At 40.8% G+C, this 19654-nt stretch carries 21 protein-coding genes and 1 pseudogene; 11 read left to right on the top strand and 11 right to left on the bottom strand.

The window, feature by feature from the left end; all coding sequences use genetic code 11:
• Position 1: 1 nt before the first annotated feature.
• The 5 genes from nuoM (at position 2) to FTU83_RS04975 (ending at position 5166) form a co-directional block, all read left to right on the top strand.
• Positions 2-1615 (top strand): NADH-quinone oxidoreductase subunit M, encoded by a 1614-nt coding sequence (gene nuoM, locus FTU83_RS04955; RefSeq protein ID WP_078192291.1) that lies wholly within the window; start codon positions 2-4, stop codon positions 1613-1615.
• A 3-nt stretch (positions 1616-1618) separates the two neighbouring features.
• Entirely contained in the window at positions 1619-3163 is a 1545-nt protein-coding gene (nuoN, locus tag FTU83_RS04960) for an NADH-quinone oxidoreductase subunit NuoN (RefSeq protein ID WP_078192290.1), read from the top strand.
• Positions 3164-3289: 126 nt separating this feature from the next.
• Positions 3290-3925 carry a uracil phosphoribosyltransferase gene (upp, locus tag FTU83_RS04965; protein WP_180009325.1) on the top strand — a complete coding sequence of 212 codons (636 nt, stop codon included), beginning with the start codon at positions 3290-3292 and terminating at the stop codon, positions 3923-3925.
• Between the two features lie 85 nt (positions 3926-4010).
• Complete coding sequence (locus tag FTU83_RS04970; protein ID WP_078192288.1) at positions 4011-4304, top strand: cold shock domain-containing protein; 294 nt, start codon at positions 4011-4013, stop codon at positions 4302-4304.
• A 106-nt stretch (positions 4305-4410) separates the two neighbouring features.
• Positions 4411-5166 (top strand): cold shock domain-containing protein, encoded by a 756-nt coding sequence (locus FTU83_RS04975; RefSeq protein ID WP_180105812.1) that lies wholly within the window; start codon positions 4411-4413, stop codon positions 5164-5166.
• A gap of 23 nt (positions 5167-5189) precedes the next feature.
• Here FTU83_RS04975 and gigC read toward each other — a convergent pair whose 3' ends face one another.
• Positions 5190-6068 carry a LysR family transcriptional regulator GigC gene (gene gigC, locus FTU83_RS04980; protein WP_111884894.1) on the bottom strand — a complete coding sequence of 293 codons (879 nt, stop codon included), beginning with the start codon at positions 6066-6068 and terminating at the stop codon, positions 5190-5192.
• An 85-nt stretch (positions 6069-6153) separates the two neighbouring features.
• Between gigC and FTU83_RS04985 the strand changes: the two genes are divergently transcribed.
• The gene (locus tag FTU83_RS04985; RefSeq protein WP_180105813.1) at positions 6154-6915 is read left to right on the top strand and encodes a ferredoxin--NADP reductase; all 762 of its coding nucleotides are present in this window, start codon (positions 6154-6156) and stop codon (positions 6913-6915) included.
• Positions 6916-7343: 428 nt separating this feature from the next.
• On the opposite strand, the gene FTU83_RS04990 is transcribed toward FTU83_RS04985, so the two are convergent.
• The 5 genes from FTU83_RS04990 to FTU83_RS05010 form a co-directional block, all read right to left on the bottom strand.
• On the bottom strand, positions 7344-8087 hold the full coding sequence (locus FTU83_RS04990; RefSeq protein WP_078191089.1) for an amino acid ABC transporter ATP-binding protein: 744 nt from the start codon (positions 8085-8087) through the stop codon (positions 7344-7346).
• Positions 8084-8767, bottom strand: a complete 684-nt coding sequence (locus FTU83_RS04995) for an ABC transporter permease subunit (protein ID WP_168378570.1) — start codon at positions 8765-8767, stop codon at positions 8084-8086. The genes FTU83_RS04990 and FTU83_RS04995 overlap by 4 nt, the downstream gene beginning before the upstream one ends.
• On the bottom strand, positions 8767-9510 hold the full coding sequence (locus FTU83_RS05000; protein WP_180007506.1) for an amino acid ABC transporter permease: 744 nt from the start codon (positions 9508-9510) through the stop codon (positions 8767-8769). Before FTU83_RS05000 ends, FTU83_RS04995 begins: the two co-directional genes overlap by 1 nt.
• 70 nt (positions 9511-9580) lie before the next feature.
• A complete protein-coding gene (locus FTU83_RS05005) occupies positions 9581-10528 on the bottom strand; it encodes a transporter substrate-binding domain-containing protein (RefSeq protein ID WP_180105814.1) in 948 nt (315 codons plus the stop codon).
• 337 nt (positions 10529-10865) lie between these two features.
• Positions 10866-11288: a hypothetical protein gene (locus FTU83_RS05010; RefSeq protein ID WP_078191199.1), complete on the bottom strand. Its 423-nt coding sequence runs from the start codon at positions 11286-11288 to the stop codon at positions 10866-10868.
• Positions 11289-11636: 348 nt separating this feature from the next.
• Between FTU83_RS05010 and FTU83_RS05015 the strand changes: the two genes are divergently transcribed.
• The 3 genes from FTU83_RS05015 (at position 11637) to FTU83_RS17665 (ending at position 14156) form a co-directional block, all read left to right on the top strand.
• Entirely contained in the window at positions 11637-11915 is a 279-nt protein-coding gene (locus tag FTU83_RS05015) for a hypothetical protein (RefSeq protein WP_078191085.1), read from the top strand.
• 274 nt (positions 11916-12189) lie between these two features.
• Positions 12190-13968 (top strand): mechanosensitive ion channel, encoded by a 1779-nt coding sequence (locus FTU83_RS05020; RefSeq protein WP_180105815.1) that lies wholly within the window; start codon positions 12190-12192, stop codon positions 13966-13968.
• Positions 13969-14036: 68 nt separating this feature from the next.
• On the top strand, positions 14037-14156 hold the full coding sequence (locus FTU83_RS17665; RefSeq protein ID WP_373685356.1) for a hypothetical protein: 120 nt from the start codon (positions 14037-14039) through the stop codon (positions 14154-14156).
• Positions 14157-14597: 441 nt separating this feature from the next.
• Here the strand turns inward: FTU83_RS17665 and FTU83_RS05025 are convergent, their stop codons facing one another.
• Positions 14598-15797: an NAD(P)/FAD-dependent oxidoreductase gene (locus FTU83_RS05025; protein WP_180064943.1), complete on the bottom strand. Its 1200-nt coding sequence runs from the start codon at positions 15795-15797 to the stop codon at positions 14598-14600.
• A 33-nt stretch (positions 15798-15830) separates the two neighbouring features.
• A complete protein-coding gene (locus FTU83_RS05030; protein WP_180105816.1) occupies positions 15831-16721 on the bottom strand; it encodes a 1-aminocyclopropane-1-carboxylate deaminase/D-cysteine desulfhydrase in 891 nt (296 codons plus the stop codon).
• Positions 16722-17002: 281 nt separating this feature from the next.
• Between FTU83_RS05030 and FTU83_RS05035 the strand changes: the two genes are divergently transcribed.
• On the top strand, positions 17003-17206 hold the full coding sequence (locus FTU83_RS05035) for an NF038215 family lipoprotein (protein ID WP_078191077.1): 204 nt from the start codon (positions 17003-17005) through the stop codon (positions 17204-17206).
• Positions 17207-17442: 236 nt separating this feature from the next.
• Here FTU83_RS05035 and FTU83_RS05040 read toward each other — a convergent pair whose 3' ends face one another.
• Positions 17443-17901, bottom strand: coding sequence for a DIP1984 family protein (locus FTU83_RS05040; protein ID WP_111884907.1), 459 nt, complete (start codon positions 17899-17901; stop codon positions 17443-17445).
• A 171-nt stretch (positions 17902-18072) separates the two neighbouring features.
• Here FTU83_RS05040 and FTU83_RS05045 point away from each other — a divergent pair, with 171 nt between their 5' ends.
• Positions 18073-18696, top strand: a complete 624-nt coding sequence (locus FTU83_RS05045) for a LysE family translocator (protein ID WP_078191198.1) — start codon at positions 18073-18075, stop codon at positions 18694-18696.
• A gap of 53 nt (positions 18697-18749) precedes the next feature.
• On the opposite strand, the gene FTU83_RS05050 is transcribed toward FTU83_RS05045, so the two are convergent.
• Together FTU83_RS05050 and FTU83_RS05055 are read right to left on the bottom strand one after the other, a co-directional pair.
• Entirely contained in the window at positions 18750-19106 is a 357-nt protein-coding gene (locus FTU83_RS05050; protein ID WP_067764607.1) for a hypothetical protein, read from the bottom strand.
• Between the two features lie 438 nt (positions 19107-19544).
• Positions 19545-19654: pseudogene (locus FTU83_RS05055) on the bottom strand (IS5/IS1182 family transposase); the annotation flags it as partial.

Here is a 19654-nt window from a genome sequence, read left to right on the forward strand (position 1 = left end):
AATGGAAACTCCAAACAATTTAATTCTACCCGCTCTGATCCTTATTCCGTTCATTGCAGGTTTTGTATGCTGGCTTGTCGATAAACTCGACAAGCACTTACCACGCTATATTGCCTTAATTGGTATGCTATTAACGTTGGTGTTAACCGTCGTTTTATGGCAAAGCGGTACTTATAACTACGAGTTGGGTACACAGGCTCCACAGTGGGCTGCTCAATTTAACCTACCGTGGATTACCACTTTAGGGATTAACATTCACCTTGCGGTGGATGGTCTTTCACTGCTTATGGTGGGTTTAACTGCATTACTGGGTGTACTTGCGGTCGGCTGTTCATGGGGTGAGATTCAAAAGAACGTTGGTTTCTTCCACTTAAACCTACTTTGGTCTTTAGGTGGTGTGATCGGTGTATTCTTAGCGATTGACATGTTCCTATTCTTCTTCTTCTGGGAGATGATGCTGGTACCAATCTACTTCTTGATCGCACTTTGGGGTCATAAAGGAGCAGAAGGTAAGTCACGCGTTTACGCTGCAACTAAATTCTTTATCTATACTCAGGTTGCGGGTCTGATCATGTTGATCGGTATCTTGGGTCTAGTGGTTGTTGGCTTCCAACTTCACGGTCAAATCAGCTTTAACTATGACTTCTTGATGAGTGTTGCACACACTGTTGAGGCGAAAGCTCCAGCACTTGCGTATGCATTCATGATCTGTATGTTCATTGGTTTTGCGGTAAAACTTCCAGTTTTCCCATTACACGGCTGGTTACCAGATGCACATGCACAAGCACCTACAGCGGGTTCTGTCGACCTTGCAGGTATCTTGATTAAAACTGCGGCTTATGGTCTTTTACGTTTCGTTATTCCATTCTTCCCAGTAGCATCTGCTCAGTTTGCTGACATCGCGATCATTCTTGGTCTAATCGGTATTTTCTACGGTGCATGGTGTGCATTCCAACAAACAGACATGAAACGTCTGCTTGCGTACACATCTATTTCGCACATGGGCTTCGTACTTCTTGCTTTGTATGCAGGTAACATCCTGACATTCCAAGGCTTAATGATTATGATGCTGGCTCACGGTCTATCTTCTGCTGCATTGTTCATTATGTGTGGTCAGGTTTACGAACGTCTGCATACACGTGACATGCGTTTGATGGGCGGTATTCGTGGTCAGTTCCAATACCTTTCATTCTTCTTAATGTTCTTTGTTGCGGCACTTGTAGGTATTCCGGGTCTAGGTAACTTCATCGGTGAATTCCTGATCTTGATGGGTTCTTATGACAAGTTCCCTGTGTATACAATCCTTGCTGCAGTAAGCTTAGTATTTGCCGGTCTTTACGGTTTAATCCTGATTCACAAAGCGTTGTTTGGTACACCAAACGAAGAACAAAAACAGCATTACGCAAATCCGTTGAAAGACTTAAATGCGCGTGAAGTTGTGATTCTTTTAATCTGTGCTCTTGGTCTAGTATGGCTTGGTCTATTCCCACAAAGCTTCCTTGATATTTCAAATTCAAGCATGGCGTGGATTGCAAATAGCTATATCCCAGTTCAAGAAGTCGTTGATGTTGTGCAGCAGATTGCTGTACAACCTGAAAATGTGGAGATGCAATAAGCCATGGACTTCACAATGTCATTTTCTGAGCTTATGCCATTAGCTCCTGTGATGATCGTGGCTTTAACTGCGATCGTCGTGATGTTGCTAATTGCAATCAAGCGTAACCACAATTTAGTTGCAACGACTTCCGTTATCGGTCTGAACCTTGCAGCCTTTTATATTATTTTTGTTTTCGTTGCAGGGCAGTATGCACCTGCAAACGTAATGAATTTGTTCATCGTAGATCCATTTACGATGTTGTACCAATTCGTGATTTTGATTGCAGCACTTGCTTGCTGTACATTGTCACATGCGTATATCGAAACCTATAAAGATAACCGTGAAGAACTTTATATCTTGATGCTGTGCTCTGTAACAGGTGCATTGTTAATGGTTGCAAGTTCTCACTATGCGTCATTCTTTATCAGCCTTGAGTTAATGTCGATTCCTGTATACGGCCTATTGGCTTATACACACCAACGTTCACAGTCGCTTGAAGCGGGTGTGAAATACTTGGTGCTTTCAGCAACCGCTTCTGCGATGTTGTTGATGGGTATGGCTTATGTATATGCGTATACAGGTACAATGGCATTCGTTGCTGAACCAGGCAAAATGTTCACAACATTCAGCCAACCGGGTGTAGTCCTTGGTCTTGCACTGATTGTATTTGCTGTTGCATTTAAATTGTCTCTTGCGCCATTCCACAAATGGACACCAGACGTGTATGCAGGTGCGCCAGCGCCAATCGCGACATTCTTAGCGACTGTGGCTAAAGTGGCAATGATCGGTCTATTCGTTCGTTATTTCTTGGCTTCTGGCTTAATCCTTTCTGACAGCTTCATCACGATCGTGACCATCATTGCAGTATTGTCTATCCTTGCGGGTAACTTACTAGCAGTACGTCAAGTGAACTTGAAACGTATCCTTGCATACTCTTCAATCGCTCACTTTGGTTACTTACTTGTTGCGATTGTCAGTGCACGTAATACTGACTTTGTTCAAGTACAAGGCTTTGCAACATTCAGCAGCGTCAACGTTTATGTGATTACTTATGTATTAACAACGATTGGTGCGTTCGGTGTTGTGACACTGATGTCTAGCCCTTACAACAACAAAGACGAAGCAGGTAGTCTTGCTGAGTACCGTGGTTTGTTCTGGCGTCGTCCAGTGTTGACTGCAACACTCACTGTCATGATGTTATCTCTTGCAGGTATCCCATTAACAGCGGGCTTTATTGGTAAGTTCCTTGTGATCAAAACAGCAGTTGCTGGTGGTTCATGGTTCTTAGCTGCAATGGTGATCCTTGGTTCAGGTATCGGTTTGTACTACTACCTACGTGTGATGGTTGTGATGTACATGACTCCACCGGAAAACCCACGTATCGACGCTGTCGATCATTGGGGTCAAAAAGTGGGTGGTATTATGGTGCTTGGCGCAGCTGCACTTGTGTTGTTGATCGGTGTATATCCAGATCCAATCATTGCAGTTTCTCAAGTGGCATACTTTGCGATCTCACCTGAATTACAACAGTTCATTTTTAGCTTAATTCAAAGTGGATTTAACTAATGAATTAAGCAATTAATTTGCTTATTACAAAAAAGCCTCCTGTAAAGGGGGCTTTTTTATTTTTATCATTTGTTAAATAGCTTTATAATGGTTGAAATTTTATCTTAACCTTTTAGGTGTTCTCCCGTGGCTATCCATGAAATCCGTCATCCGCTTATTCGACATAAACTCGGCTTACTTCGTCGTGCAGATATTAGTACTAAAAACTTCCGTGAGCTTGCTCAAGAAGTGACTATGCTTCTGACTTATGAAGCAACGAAAGATTTACCAATGGTCGATCATGAAATTGATGGTTGGAATGGTAAAGTAACTGTAGATCGTATTGCCGGTAAAAAAATAACAGTCGTACCGATTTTACGTGCAGGTATTGGTATGTTGGATGGTTTCTTAAACCTGATTCCAAGTGCAAAAGTATCTGTATTGGGTTTAGAGCGTGACGAAGAAACTTTAGAAGCGCGTACTTACTACAAAAAATTAGTACCAGACGTACAAAACCGTTTAGCCATGATTATTGACCCAATGCTTGCAACAGGTTCATCGCTCGTCGCTGCTATTGACGTTCTAAAAGCCAGTGGTTGTAAAGATATTCGTGTCATGGTGCTTGTAGCAGCTCCAGAAGGCATTAAACGTGTGAATGAAGCTCACCCAGATGTGACCATTTATACAGCATCTGTAGACCAAGGTTTAAATGAAAACGGTTATATCGTTCCTGGTCTTGGCGATGCAGGCGATAAAATTTTCGGTTCAGTTCAAAAAGAATAATTTTTGCATCATGAACAGAAAAGGGGCTTTTATAGCCTCTTTTTTATATACTAAAGACATTGGAATAAATGGAATAGGGTACTTTATGAAGTCCGAACAATATAAAGGTAAAGTGAAGCAGTACAATCCTGAAAAGGGCTTTGGCTTTCTTTCATGTGAAGAAGGTGATGTATTTTTCCATATCTCTGACTTTCCCGCAGATGGTGTCGAGCCAAAACGTAATGATCGTGTGAAATTTAATGTGGTGAAAAATGGTGATCGTTATAAAGCCATAAACATTGAGCGTGAAGAAGACAAATCTGCAAAAGCTAAAAAATCTAAAGTAGTGGCAAATAACCAGTCAATTACTTCAGCTTTGCTTTCGAATTTGCGTAAATAATGTGATTGTAAGATTTCATGGAAATCTTTGAAATAAAAAGAGGTCTATCTGGCCTCTTTTTTTATTATGATAAGAGTATTAAAAGAAAAGATGAGAGACAATTTTTATGTTTAAAGAGGGGAAAATCAAAAGCTATAACGTTGAGCGCGGCTTTGGATTTATACAACAAGATCAAGCACAGGATTTATTTTTTCATATTCGTGATTTTCCTAGCCGACACATCGAACCACGTGTTGGAGAAAATCTCAAATACAGGATTGAAGCAGATCGAGGTAAATTTAAAGCGGTAAATATCATCCGTTTAGATTTGAAAAAAGAGCAGTCCACTCATGAACAGATAAATCCGTCATTTGAATCAAGGTCGGATCGAGTGAATGACCAAGCTACTCCTCACGATACAGCCAAAGGCACAGTTTGGGGCAGTAAAATCTTCAGCATGATTGGACTTATTGTAATTGTGGTATTCGCTGTGGCTGTTTATGGGAAATATCAGCAGTACCAAGAACAGAAGCAGCTACATTTACAACAGCTCATGCAAGAAAATGAAAACATTGTAAAAGAACAACGTAAAGCTCAGGGTGATTTGCCCGATCGGGTGCTGACTGAGCAAGGTGAAAAAAATCTATACGGCACAGCTTCAACGCAAGCTCAGTCTGTTGTTCAAGACACTGCGCAGGCACCTGCTTCAAGTGATTCGCCAAGGGCAGTAGAAAAAGCTCAGTTTAGTTGTGATGGGCGTACGCATTGTAGTCAGATGCGTTCATACGAAGAAGCAGTGTTCTTTAATAATAATTGTCCAAATACGAAAATGGACGGCAATAATGATGGCGAACCATGTGAACGCCAATTTAAAAATAGATAAAAAAGCGCCTTAAGGCGCTTTTTTTATTTTTCACAAAATTGCATAAAGGCTTTGAGACCCGGTCCTTGGTATTTCTGACGATGTACCAACATAAATAATGGACGGGCAAGTTGCCAGAACGGCGTATCTAAAACCACCAATTGACCTTTTTCACGTAAAGGCTCAATCGCAAGTTTAGAAATACATGACATACCAAGACCACCTGCCACGATTTTTAGAATGGCTTCGTTATGACCCAAGGTTAAACGTATATTGGCATCTGGCAGGTCTTTTAAAATTGCGTTGTCAAATACTTCACGTGTGCCTGAACCTTCTTCACGTAAGATCCATTCCACGTTATCAAAGTCAGCTGCAGTGAGTGCACGATCCAACTTCGCTAAAGGGTGCTCTGGTGAACAGCACACGGCAAGTTCATCGTCACGCCAGTGAATACATTGCAACTGTGGCAGATGGCATGAACCTTCAATTAAGGCCAAATCCAACTGAAATTGGTTTACCGCTTCAATCATTTGGCGGGTATTGCCGACTTGAAGTTGTAAATGTGCTTGAGGCTGAATTTGTAAGAAATCTGCCATGAGGTCTGGCATCAAGTAGTCACTGATAGTTAGGGTCGCACCTAAACGCAGATCAATACTTTGTAGTTCGCCTTTCGCTGCTTGTTCAAAAGCTTCACAGCGCCCTAAAATTTCCAAAGCTTGTGGCAATAAAAAACGACCCAAGTCATTCAATTGCAAGCGTTTACCAAGTCGGTCAAACAGTGGAGCACCGAGACCATCTTCGAGGTCTGCCAATGCCATACTTGCTGCACTTTGAGTAAGTTTGACAGCATCACTGGCTTTGGTAACGGTACCTTCTTGAGCGACTGCTACAAAAACAGCCAACTGGCGTAAAGTCATGCGCATGAATCAGGCCTTAACATTTAAAAAATATTAATAAATTATGCTGTCATGCTAACATGAGCACAGTCTGTCACGCCACGTTCAAATCATGTCAATTGAAAAATTTAGCTTAGAAAAGGTTTTATCTGTACACCGTTGGACCAATACTTTGTTCAGTTTTACCATGACACGCCCTGCACATTTTAAATTCACCGCTGGTCAGTTCGCACGAATTGGCTTGAAAGTGGGCGATGTATTGGTGGTTCGTGCCTATTCTGTGGTGTCGTCACCCTTTGATGAAACTTTAGAATTTTTCTCTATCGTCGTTCCAGATGGTGCGTTTACTTCAAATTTGCAGCATCTACAAGTGGGCGATGAGCTGTATTTAGAAAAAATACCATATGGCTTCCTTACCTTGGCGCGTTATCAGTTGCCATTGCCGAAGGACTTATGGCTGTTGGGAACAGGAACGGGTCTAGCACCATTTTTATCGATGCTACAAGACTTTGAAACGTGGTCTAAATACGAAAAAATTAATTTAGTCTACAGTGTGCGCACCGTATCAGAACTGGCTTATGTAGAGCGGATTCAAGAAATCGCTGAGACCTTTGGCGAAGGGCATACGGGCTTCAAATTTATACCTATTGTGACACGTGATCCAAATGCACCGCTGCATGACCGTTTACCAGTTTTAATTGAAAATGGCGAGTTAGAACAGGCGGCAGGCTTAGCGTTTAATGTGGAAACGACGCATGTCATGTTGTGTGGTAATCCACAAATGGTTGATGACACCAAGGCGGCATTAAAGGCGCGTGGTTTGACTATGAACCGTCGTGGTGAAGGCAATATTGCTGTAGAAAATTATTGGTAATCTGCCATGAAAAAAAGCTCATCGATGGATGAGCTTTTTATTTTCGGAAATTAAATAACTGATGTTACGCATGCAAAAGTAATTTTGCATTTTTAAAATGATTTTTAAGCCAATTCGACGGAGTCTTACATCAAGGGAATGAATAAAGTGATTAGCCTTCGGCTGGAGGTACTCTTACGAAGCACGCTTCTCATTAGGCAAAATGAGAAGCGTGCTTCGCAAGGAAACCATCTTGCGGTGCAATCACCTCACCGACAAAACTCGTTCACAAGCGTCTAATTATCTAAAGTATCGCAAAAACATTTTTGATTAGAAGAAGTTCTATCTCAAACACTTGCGGATGACGTTACCGCGTATCGTACTTTTATTTGAATCAAATTACGCTTCTGATGTTACTTCGTAACATCAGTTAAATAAACGTTTTGATGTTAATGCAGAATTTTATTTAAGAACTGCTGCGCTCGTTCACCACGAGGAGCATTAAAGAAATCATCTTTGCTGCAGTCTTCTACAATTTTTCCTTGATCCATAAAGATCACTCGGTCTGCAACCTGACGAGCAAAGCCCATCTCATGGGTTACACACATCATGGTCATACCTTCTTTGGCAAGACCCACCATTACATCAAGCACTTCGTTAATCATCTCTGGATCAAGTGCCGAAGTTGGTTCATCAAACAGCATGGCAATCGGGTCCATACTGAGCGCACGTGCAATGGCAACACGTTGTTGCTGTCCACCTGATAACTGTGCAGGAAATTTAGCGGCATGCGCACTCAAACCCACACGATCTAAATAAGCCAAGCCTTTTTTCTTGGCTTCGGCTTCTGATCGACCCAAGACTTTAACCTGCGCAATGGTCAGGTTTTCGGTAATGGATAAATGTGGAAACAGTTCAAAGTGCTGGAACACCATACCGACACGACTACGCAATTTATTTAAATCGGTTTTTGGGTCATTAATGGAAATACCGTCGACTAAAATCGTACCGGCTTGAAAAGGCTCAAGTCCATTGACGGTTTTAATGAGCGTTGATTTGCCTGAACCTGAAGGTCCACACACGACAACCACTTCACCTTGTTTAATTTGAGTCGTGCAATCGGTAAGCACTTGAAAATCTTTATACCATTTACTGACATTTTGGAGGTCAATCATCGTTTTTTGATCGGTCATACACTTAACCTCCGTTGTAATTTTTTAACTGCATAGGTAGCGATCATACTAATAGTGAAATACACCAGACCGGCAAACAGAATGTATTGAGTTAACAATGACATGAGGTCGCCTCGAACATAGTTGGTGCGGAAAAAGTCTAACAGTCCGATGGCATATACCATGGTTGAATCTTGGAACAGAATGATGGTTTGCTGTAAAAGCAGTGGCGTCATTTTGCGGAAAGATTGCGGCAAAATAATTAAGCGCATCGCTTGGCTATAGCTCATACCGAGAGCATAAGCTGCAGAAGTTTGACCTTTAGGAATTGACTGAATCCCGGCACGGACAATCTCTGAAAAGTAAGCCGCTTCAAATAGCATGAAGGCCACAATACTCGACACGAGGGCAGTATCAATCGTCAGATAGTTACCTGTAATCCCTGTGTAGATAAAGGGTACGGCAAAGTAGAACCACATCAGCACCAAGAGCAAAGGAATAGAACGAAAAAGGTTCACATAGCCTTTAGCAAAAATATTAAATACTTTAATCGAGGACAGGCGCATCAACGCCAATAAAGTCCCAATAAAGACACCACCAATGGTTGCCGTGATCACCACTTTTAGCGTGATGCTGAAACCATGCCATAGTGCAGGGCCAGACGCTTGGAGGTCTTGAATAAAAGAACTGAGCCATTCCATTATTTATCTCCTGCAATTAAGCCAGGAACGCGTAGGCGTTTTTCCAGAAAATTCATGAAACCAATTAAACAGATGTTGATCACGATGAAAATAATGGTGACGTAGGTATAAATTTCGATGGTGTTTTGCGTGTATTCACTGATGGTTTTCATCTGCGAAATGATTTCTGCAACACCGACCAAAGACGCGACTGAGGTGTTTTTGACACAGTTGGTCAACTCAGAGCTGAGAGGTGGCAAAATCGTGCGGAATGACTGCGGTAAGATCACATAGCGGTATAGTTGAGCCGTACTAAATCCCATGGCATAACCTGCATTGGTTTGCCCCAAAGGAAGCGCTTCAATACCTGTCCTGACTTGCTCACAGACTCGTGCAGCTGTAAAAAGACCCAAGCCGACACTTGCAGAAATTAAGGCGGTCGTATTTGCCCCAAGGTCATTCATCCACCAGCTTTTAATCGCATCGGGGAGGAAGTTGGGTACAACATAGAACCATATAAACAGTTGAATCAATAAGGGTACATTTCGGAAAATAGTCACGTAGGCCGTACCAATACCTCGTGCTACAGGACTCGGTAGGGTACGCATAATACCCAAGATGCTGCCAAGCACCATCGCAATGCTCCATGCCACCAAAGCGATGACAAACAGCCAGCCGATCCCAATTAAAATCCAATTCAGGTAGGTCGAATCACCTACACCTGTAGATTGGAACAGCACACCCCAATTCCAGCTATAATTCATAGGAACTCCCTATAATGAGCTTAAGCCAAAATCCGTTTGGCTTAAGCATCTTTAGAATGTTTAGGGAAAGTTATTCGTCACGGTCATGTGGATTGCTAATCAATGCTTTTAATTGATCAGACATCGGGAAATTCAAATTGATATTTTTTGGTGGAATTGGCGTTTGGAACCATTTTTTATACATGTCATTGATTTCACCAGAGCTATAGGTCGCTTTGATTGCATCATCAACCACTTGTTTAAAGCCAGTATCGCCTTTACGTAGCATACAACCATAAATTTCTTGAATCGGTGCTGTACCCACGATTTCCCATTTATTTGGATCTTTGGCTTTCGATTTTTCACCCGCCAGCAAAATATCATCCATCATAAATGCCGCTGCACGACCATTTTGTAGCATGAGGAAAGACTCAGCGTGGTCTTTGGCAGAAATGACTTCACCAATACCTAACTCTTTTTCATGTTGACGAATATAACGCTCAGATGTCGTTCCTGCCGTGGTCACTAACTTTTTGCCTTTGAGGTCAGCAAAATCTTTAACCCCAGAGTCTTTTGCAGTAAGTAAGCGTGAACCCACTTCAAAGAAACCTGTTGAGAAATCAACTTGTTGTTGGCGTTCTTTATTGTTGGTGGTTGAACCACACTCTAAGTCGACGGTGCCATTAGAAACTAATGGAATTCGGTTTTGGCTGGTCACTAAGTTATAACGGATTTTTAAATCGGGAAGATTTAATTGTTTTTTTACTGCTTCAACTACTTTTAATTGAAGATCATGCGCATAACCCACAGGTTGGTTTGGATTATCTGCGATATATGAAAATGGAATCGATGAATCGCGATAGCCTAAAACAATCGTGCCCGATTTTTTGATCTTATCTAAAGTCCCTGAGTCAGAAACAGCAGCTTCACTTCCTGCAGCTTTATCCGTTGTAGGTGCTTTATTGTCACTACATGCGCTAAGCCCTAAAGTGAGCGCACTTGCACAGAACAAAGTTGCTAAATGTTTTTTTGACGTCATCGTTAAAACTCCTTTTACCCTGATTTAATATCCACTTTTTATGATCTTGTTACGTATTTAGTTTTATTGCTTTGTTTTTAAGAATGTTTCAACAATAAAAAAGAGATCATTTTCTACATCTTAGGTGATAAATCGAACAAGGCTCAAGCAAAATTTATTGCCGAATTGTTACTAAGAAATGGGATAAGTTATGAAGATTTTTTATAAGTAAATTTGTTATAAGCGATTGAATATTAAATGAATTATATTTATTGTGAAATAGATAATGAAAATAAAAGGGCATAAAAAAACCTCCAAATGGAGGTTTTCGGGATTAAACTTTAGTTTAATCTCCGTGTTAATGCACAAACATATCCATAAATTCACGAATTTCTTGAATCGCTGTGTCTACGTCGGAAGTCAACCAAGTCGGTTCAAAAAAGCCAGCATAATGCTCCAGTCGATCTTGGGGAACAACTAAGCGAATCGGGCATTCTTCTTCGAGCAAGCGCCAAGGAATAATAGGCACTTCATTATCTAAAAAAGCCGCAATATTTCGAATATCAATCACCATCGCATTGATGCATTCAGGGAATGGCATCACTGAAAACTCTTCAGTACGTCGGCGGAAATATTCCAAATCACCCCATTTCAACACATAACTTGGCTTACTAAATTCAATAATGCCAATAAGATGTTGATCGCGAGTGTAATGAAGGGAACATTGATGAGTGACGTCAGTGTCAAGATCAAGCGTTACACCTTGTTGATGGTACGCCATAGATTTGATAACAGGTGAAAAATAAGGTGCATGATTATAGCTCATTTCATCCATCAAAAGCAGAGAATTCCATCTAGCTCAAAAAAGCTGTTATTTTCGCAACACTTGATACTCTGAAAATGAATACGATTGAAATGTTACATTCATTTCATGCTCCGATATTTATACCTTAGCGATTGATTTTAAATCTAAAATTAAGGGATCTAGCTAAACTGAAAAATGGATATAAATTGAATTGATCTTTCAAGTTACATGTTTTCACGGATTGTAATTGTTCTTCACACAACAAAGGATATTGTATTGCTAGTATAAAAAGTGAACGACGAACAACAAAATAGCGAGGGGAATATGACACACGATTTTAATAAACCGCCCCATACCACCAGCGCAGAAGAAACAACACAAAAAAAACGTATCCCAGTGTATATGCTAATTTTAGTGGGTATCTTCTTAATCGCGTTATTGTTTTATATGTTTGCAGATATGAAACCGTCTGCTTCGGATGCACCACCTGATCATCCTGCACCGAATGCACAAACTGCAACTGCCAATGATACGACTAGCGGTACAGCGGGGGATGAAGCTGTTGCCAATGATTCAAATACAGCTACTGCGACAGATCATTGATGATAAATACATGAGTCAGATTTACATGATTGCAAGATCTGAACCTTAAGCATCTCATCAGAATGACACAAATAAAGCCTTGGTTATGCCAAGGCTTTTTTACATTCAATTGTGAGCTTTTGTTGGAGTTATGCATACTTTGGTTGATTAAAAAATACGCAAAAACTAAGGTGGAAAAGAAAGCTCAAGTTTAAAGCACCAATGCTGTGTGATATCGCGGCATACGTAAAAATGCACATAACAACAGATCATGTATAACAATGAGGGCGAACGTATGAATGATTATCTGGGTGGTCCGCGTGGCCGTTTTGATGCCATGTATTATTGGGAACAGTTTCACCCCATTTTAAGTGCAGTAGCAATTCTCCTGATTGGTTGGGTCATTGCTTTATTGATTGCTGCTGGCGTCAAAAAAGTTCTGCAACAATTAGGTACAAATCAAAAACTTTCAAATGCAACTGGGCACCGTTCCAATGTTGAAAATATAGTCTCCAGAGTAGTGTTCTGGATTATTTTGATCATTGCCGTCATTGGTGCGCTCAATGTGCTGAATTTGACCAGTGTCAGTGGCCCATTCAGTAATATGATTCAGCAGTTCTTGTTATTTATTCCACAGCTCTTGGCTGCGGTAGCTGTAGGTTTTATTGGTTGGATCGTGGCGAGTTTGGTCAAAGTCGGTTCAAAGAAACTGCTGGATAAAACCCAACTCGATGAAAAACTTAGTTCTGAGGTTGGTGTCAGCCCTATCAGTCAAAATATCAGTGAAATTGTATATTGGCTGATTTTGTTACTTTTCCTACCGATTGTTTTATCGATCTTGGGTTTGAACGGTCTATTGTTCCCAATCCAAAATATGGTCACTGAAGTTGTTTCTTATCTTCCCAATATCTTTATTGCCGGTGTCATCGTCTTTGTGGGTTATATTTTGGCGAAGATTGTGCGAGGTATCGTGGAAGGCTTGGTGAACAGTTTGAGTTTGCAGCAGCAAGTCGAAAAAGTGGGCATGTTTAAAAACGCAAAACTTGCTCAAGTTTTGGGTAATTTTGTCTTTGCTATAGTCATTATCACTGCATTAATTGTGGCTTTCGAAGCACTTGGTATCGAGGCGATTTCTCAGCCTGCAACAGCCATGTTACATGAGATCATGTATGCGATACCGAACATCATTGCCGCAGGTTTAATCTTAATCTTGGCCTATGTGGTGTCACGCTTTGTAGCGCGTCTAGTTGTGGATGTGATCTCGGGTACAGGTGTTGATACTGTGCCAGAAAAATTAGACATTCAACGCTTTTTGGGCAAAACCAAAGTGTCGGATGTTGTCGGTTGCCTCATTGTATTTTTCACAATGTTGTTTGCGGTATCTGAAGCTGCTAACCGTTTAGGCTTTGAGCAAATCAGTGCCCTTATTGCTATGTTTATCCAGTTCGGTGCAAGTATTTTACTTGGTGCCGTGATCTTGGTGGTGGGTTTCTGGCTTGCCAATATTGTGGCAAATGTGGTGCAACGAGGGGAATATAACAGTTCACGTTGGTTAGGTAATTTGGTCCGTGTGCTGATTATGGGCTTGGTTGTAGCCATGGGCTTGCGTGCCATGGGTATTGCCGACTCGATCGTGAATTTGGCCTTTGGTTTAACTCTCGGTGCGGTTGCAGTTGCTTTCGCTTTGGCCTTTGGTTTAGGTGGTCGCAATCCGGCGGAACGATTGTTATCAGATCTTATTGATAAAGCAAAACGTGAAGCTAATGAACCGAATCCAGTACAGGAACAGGCGAAGGCAAAAACCACATTTAATACGCCTACATCGTCTGCAGTAAGTCCAACGCCATCAACATCTGTGATGACTTCTGAAGTGAAAAAAGATGATGGCTATCCAAACATTCAACAGGCTACTCCCGGCGTTAGTGAAAAAGAAACTGCAACTCCAGATCAGTTGGATGTAAACCCAAGTGATCAACCACAAAATAATCCATTTGGTTCAACTGGTGAAGCTGAAAAAGAGGTCGATGCACCTTCGGCACCTGTAACTCCACCAAAACCGGATGACCCTAATTAACCTGTTCCGTCTGTACAAAATCGGCCACGCTTAGGTGGTCGATTTTAATGCTCTATAAGGAATATTGTATGGCAAAAGCACCGAATAAATTTTTAGCCCCAGTGATTATTGCAGGGATCACGGTAGGTTTTTTGGCGAGCGCACGACGCTTTATTTTTGCAAAATCAAAACGCACTGATTTGGAGTAGACAGTACAATCACCGCCAAACAGTGAAAAAAATCATACCAATGAGTCTAAAAATAATGATTGAAATTTACCCGAAAATTGGTATTTTAAGTAATAATGATATATGGAATATTACTTAAAATATAAAAACTTAGGATTCATATTGCTGTCATGAATGACACCTATGATCCTTGCAAAGGAATGGCAAAATGGGGGTAATTTCAATGTTCAATACTTTAGTATCGACACTCAAACAAACTGCAAGCGTGCAACCACAACATATTTCAGTTGCCGTTGAAAAAATGGATCTGACAATTCAACGAACTTCGTCGTCGTCAGTATCATTATTTAAAACCGACTATCTTGAATAAGTCAGATTGGGCAAGAAAAAGGGCTGAATGAATCAGCCCTTTTTTATGCAGAGGTCATCTGCTGGTTATATTTAATTCATTCTATGTCGAGATCAGACGTATTCAGAAGCTGCATGCGCAGAAGCCCATGCCCATTGGAAATTGTATCCACCTAAATGCCCCGTTACATCGAGCACTTCGCCAATAAAGTACAAGCCTTTCTGTTTTTTACTTTCCATGGTTTTTGATGAGACTTCAGTGGTATCCACACCACCGAGTGTAACTTCAGCAGTACGGTAACCTTCAGTGCCTGATGGCTTCACTTCAAAGCTTTCTAAACGGCTTGCAATAAGTTCTAGTTTTTCATCACTAATATTGCCAATGGCTAATTCAGCTTGTTCAGGCCAAATCAGATTTTGTAATTCTATAACTACACTTTTCGGTAAGTGTTCATTGAACAGTGTACGCAGTAACACTTTGGGTTGACTAGATTTCTTAGATTTGAGGAAATCTAAAACATCTAAAGCTGGAAGGAAATTGATATTAAAGCGTTGGCCGACATCCCAGTAGTTTGAAAGCTGCAATGAGCTTGGGCCACTTAAACCACGGTGAGTAAAGAGTAGAGCCTCAGTAAAACTGTTTAACTCATTCGATAACGTGGCTTCAACAGCATTGCCGCTCAAGCGTGTGGTGACTTCTTTAAAACTATCGGAGAAAGTGAAGGGTACTAAGCCAGCGCGAGTGGGGTAGACAGAATGACCAAATTGTTTGGCAATCTCATAGCCAATTCCTGAACCACCTAAAGTAGGAATAGAAAGACCGCCACTGGCAATAACCACCGATTCTGCTTCAAAATAGCCTAGATTGGTTGCCACTTGAAAGCCTTGTTCTGGCAAGGCATTGACTGCTTTTACTTCACAGTTGGTTTTAATATCCACCAAGCCTGTTTTGTCACATTCTGCCAATAGCATGGCGAGAATTTCTTTTGCACCATTTTGGGTAAATAACTGCCCATGTTTGCGCTCTTCGTACTCAATGCCATATTCGCAGACCATACCAATGAAGTCCCAGTTGGTATAGCGAGTTAATGCTGAAATAACAAAGTGCGGATTATGTGAAATATAATTTTCTGGTTCGACATATAAATTGGTGAAATTGCATTTACCGCCGCCAGACATTAGGATTTTTTTGCCAACTTTATTGGCTTTTTCAACTACTAAAACTTTGCGTCCACGCTGTGCCGCTTTATATGCCGTCATTAAGCCTGATGCACCAGCACCTAAAACAAGGACATCATATTGATTTTGCGACATGGTAAGTTTCCGCGTGGAAGAAAGGACGCAGGATTATACGCTTTTTAGCGCTTCGGTTGAACCTTTCAAGCGACCTTGTAGGCCACCAGTATGGATCACTAAAACACGCTGATGGTTTTTAATCTGACCCCGCTCAATCATGCTGAAAATACCTCGCAACATTTTAGCCGTATAAACCTGTTCTAATGGGATCGCATAGCGATGTTCAAAGTCTTGCATAAACTGTAAAAGTTCCGGCGTTGTTTTGGCATAGCCGCCACAGCAAAATTCATCACTGATGTTCCAATTGGTTTTCTGCGTCAACTGAGCAACATCGTCGCAAAGAAAATTACCTTTGAGCGCAGAAAAGCCAAGAACATGTTGGTGTTCAGCACTTGCTTCGATCAAGCCTGTTATGGTTCCACCTGTACCGACTGCACAGCAGATGAGATCAAAATTTTGTTGATTTTCATGGCTTAAGATTTCCGTACAGCCACGGATTGCCAATGCATTGGTTCCACCTTCAGGAATGACATAATGTTCGGGAAATTCCTGTCGTAATTGCGCTAAAGCGTCAACTTGTTTCATTTCCCGATACTGTTGGCGTGTGACAAAACTGAGCTGCATACCAAACTGTTCGGCGGTGGCTAAAGTAGGATTTCGGGCTTGATGTTGTAGTTCTTCCCCACGGATGATGCCTAGACTGCCTAAACCAAATAAATGTGCAGCATATGCAGTGGCTGCAATGTGATTTGAATAAGCACCACCAAAGCTAAGCACCTGTTTAAATCCTAATTTCTGTGCCTCAATAAAATTGTATTTAAGTTTATAAAATTTATTACCCGATATTTGCAGGTGTACCAAGTCCAAACGCTTAATACACAAATTAACCCCTTGATATTGAATAGTCTGCTCAGGAATGGCGTGGGCGATAGATTCAAACATGTTGGTGATCGTTATCTTGGTGGTTGGAGGTCAAATAGGTAGGCATTGTAAAACGGGAGGTGCTGAAGATGAAATCCTGTTGAGTATATTTAGTTTACCAAGAGAACGATTCCGTTTATATCAGCACATATCATATGATCCTATGATTAGTATAGGAAACGACATAGAGACATAATTCCTGACAATTGACCCTAAATCGGCAGATAAATAAGGTGAATATCTGCACAAAAATGCTATGCTGAATTTATAAACAAGATAATTATAAAAATGGAGGGCATTCAATGAGCAAATTAAGTCGGGCTGTGCTGCCTATGCTGTGCCTGTGCAGTTTTTGGATGGTGGGTTGTGATACGACAGACGAATTGCATCGTCCTCAAAATGAACATCGCACCATGATCATTGGCGGTGTCCCTGTAAATGACCATGACTATAAATTGCCCCGTGAAGATGTTGCACTCAATGAAGCCGCCGCAGATGACGATTAGCAGATAGATGCATCAAAAATAGGGTGGACATACTGTCAGTACACGGTAGTGAGACGTGACATGTAAAGAGTCACAGATGCAGTGTGCTACGTCAGATGTGTGAACATTTTGAAGTAGACGTCTTACTTCTGCAGTTTAGTTTGTTGGATTAAAGCCTTACAAACATTTAAAAAGGCTCTGTACTCGCCCAGTATGCCCGAACTGGAATGAACCGTGGTTCAAATGACTAAATCAGGTCAATCTATCAGGTCAATTTGCCAATTGGATGCCTGAATTTCTAAATTATTTTGTCTAAGTTGCTGACTAATGCTATCAGCCTGTTTCTGTAAATCTGCCACTGCAATGGTTTTAATCCAACGGATTTCACTCGAGCTATAACGACCATTTTCACGGCGTGAGCTGTCAATTGCTTGTTGCAAGATTCGATGCTGTTGGGTCAATAAATCACGTTCATTGAGCACTGAAAGCATGCAGCGTCCTGAACCGGTTTTAGCTTGTGCATTGGTGGCGTGAATCTTTTCAATTAAACCATAAAGTTCTGTATTTACAGCAAATGCTTCTTGAATTAAAGCATTTGGTTCTTCGCTAGGTGCATCACCTTCTTGAATGAGCACGTTGTTATTGATTCTTTGTTGCAGCGAGGCCAATTTTGTTTGTAAGTCACTGCGTAAAAGTAGGGCTTCAGCTAATTTCATTGTCTTGATATTAATTTGTACTTTTAGCGATCATGCGATGGATTAATGCGGTATTCAAGTTATTTATAGTGAAAAATTTGGTCAATTAAAATAAACACTGCAAATTATAGGGAGAAATTCAGAGATTCTATCTGTAAAATTGCCACGAATTTAAGTGAAAACGGTGTGACAGTGGAATCATTTTGGATATTAGGCTCGATTGCGGCAGCACTATTACTTGGTGCAATGAGCCCGGGGCCAACGTCAATTTATGTGGCGAAGAATTCCATTGCGATTTCACGTAAACACGGTTTATTTACCGCTCTTGGTACAGGTTTGGGCGCTGCAATATTTGGCCTATTAGCGGTATTGGGTTTGCAGGCATTTTTATTGGCTGTACCTTCTGCTTATTTGGCTTTAAAAATTTGTGGTGGTTTATATTTGCTGTGGATGGCATTTAAAATTATTAAACATGCCAAAGAACCGATTGAAGCAGGCGATGCGAGCAGCTCGCAAATGTCACTCCGTCGTGCATTTACCACTGGTTTAATTACCCAGTTGTCGAATCCTAAAATTGCAATTGTGTTAGCCAGTATTTTTACGGCACTTTTACCGAAAGAGATTCCGACGTATTTCTACTTTGTACTGCCAGTTTTGTGTTTCTTTATCGATGCAGGGTGGTGCTCATTGGTCGCTGTGGCTTTATCCGCAGAGAAACCACGTAAAGTCTATTTGAAGTTTAAAGCGGGTTTTGATCGGGCAGCAGGGGCAGTGATGACAGTGCTTGGGTTAAAGCTGATTTTTGGAATGAAGTGATTGAACTTAGCTCTCTAAAAAAGCCTCTTTGATAGAGGCTTTTTTATGCAGTCTTATTTGTTGCATTCTGGTTGTGAACGGTCAATAACTTGTGTACCTTCAACGCGATAGCCAATTTGACCAACAAGGAATGCTTGGTTTAGTTGAGTGATAACAACGTCTGAAAGTGCAACTGCACAGCGGTCTTTTTCGATAGCACGGTCAATTGCTGTTTTGAAATTTGGAATACCTAGTGGGAATAACACAACTGGTACTTTATCTTCACCAGTAACGCGCTGACCTTTTACGAATTGATTTGAGTTTAAATTATAGTTTTTTGTAGAAGCTACAGTCATATCCGCCATACGGATTGAACAGCCAGTGAAAGCCACTGTCGAAACTGCTAGTGCTGCAACCAATAATTTTTTCATGTTGTACCCCTAAGATTAATAAATTATAAAAAGCGAGCACATTTTATATAAAGATAGTGAAATATCAATAAATTAAATTTACTTTAATTTTAATAAGTAGTTTTTTTCATAGAGCGATTTGTCAATATTTTAGTTTTAGCTCTTCTTAGCATAGTGAATGCTTAAAGCTTTTAGTTGTTTGGAATGAATGGTTTCATTGGGGTCACAATGAATTTCCCTCTCCTTTGAGGAGATGAGAAGCACTGCTTCGTAAGGGGAGATGTGATTAATTTAGTTTAGATCGTGATGGCTGTGGTGCTTAGAGCGAGTGCGAGGAATAGGGGTATTAAAGTTTTCATAGGTTTCTTATAAGTTCCAATCAGATAATTTATAAAAAATAATTTTAGCATTTAGAATTTACTTAGTTATAAATTAAAGAAATTAGATTTCTTTCATAAGTCATTTTTCACTCAGCTCCAAGTTATAAATTCCAGCAATTAGATTGAATCTTAATGCTAGTCTTTTGCCTCGATTGCGATATCGCTCAGCAAGAATTTTGAAGGTTTTCA

The organism is Acinetobacter sp. YH12152, assembly GCF_013418285.1.
Classification (GTDB): domain Bacteria; phylum Pseudomonadota; class Gammaproteobacteria; order Pseudomonadales; family Moraxellaceae; genus Acinetobacter; species Acinetobacter amyesii.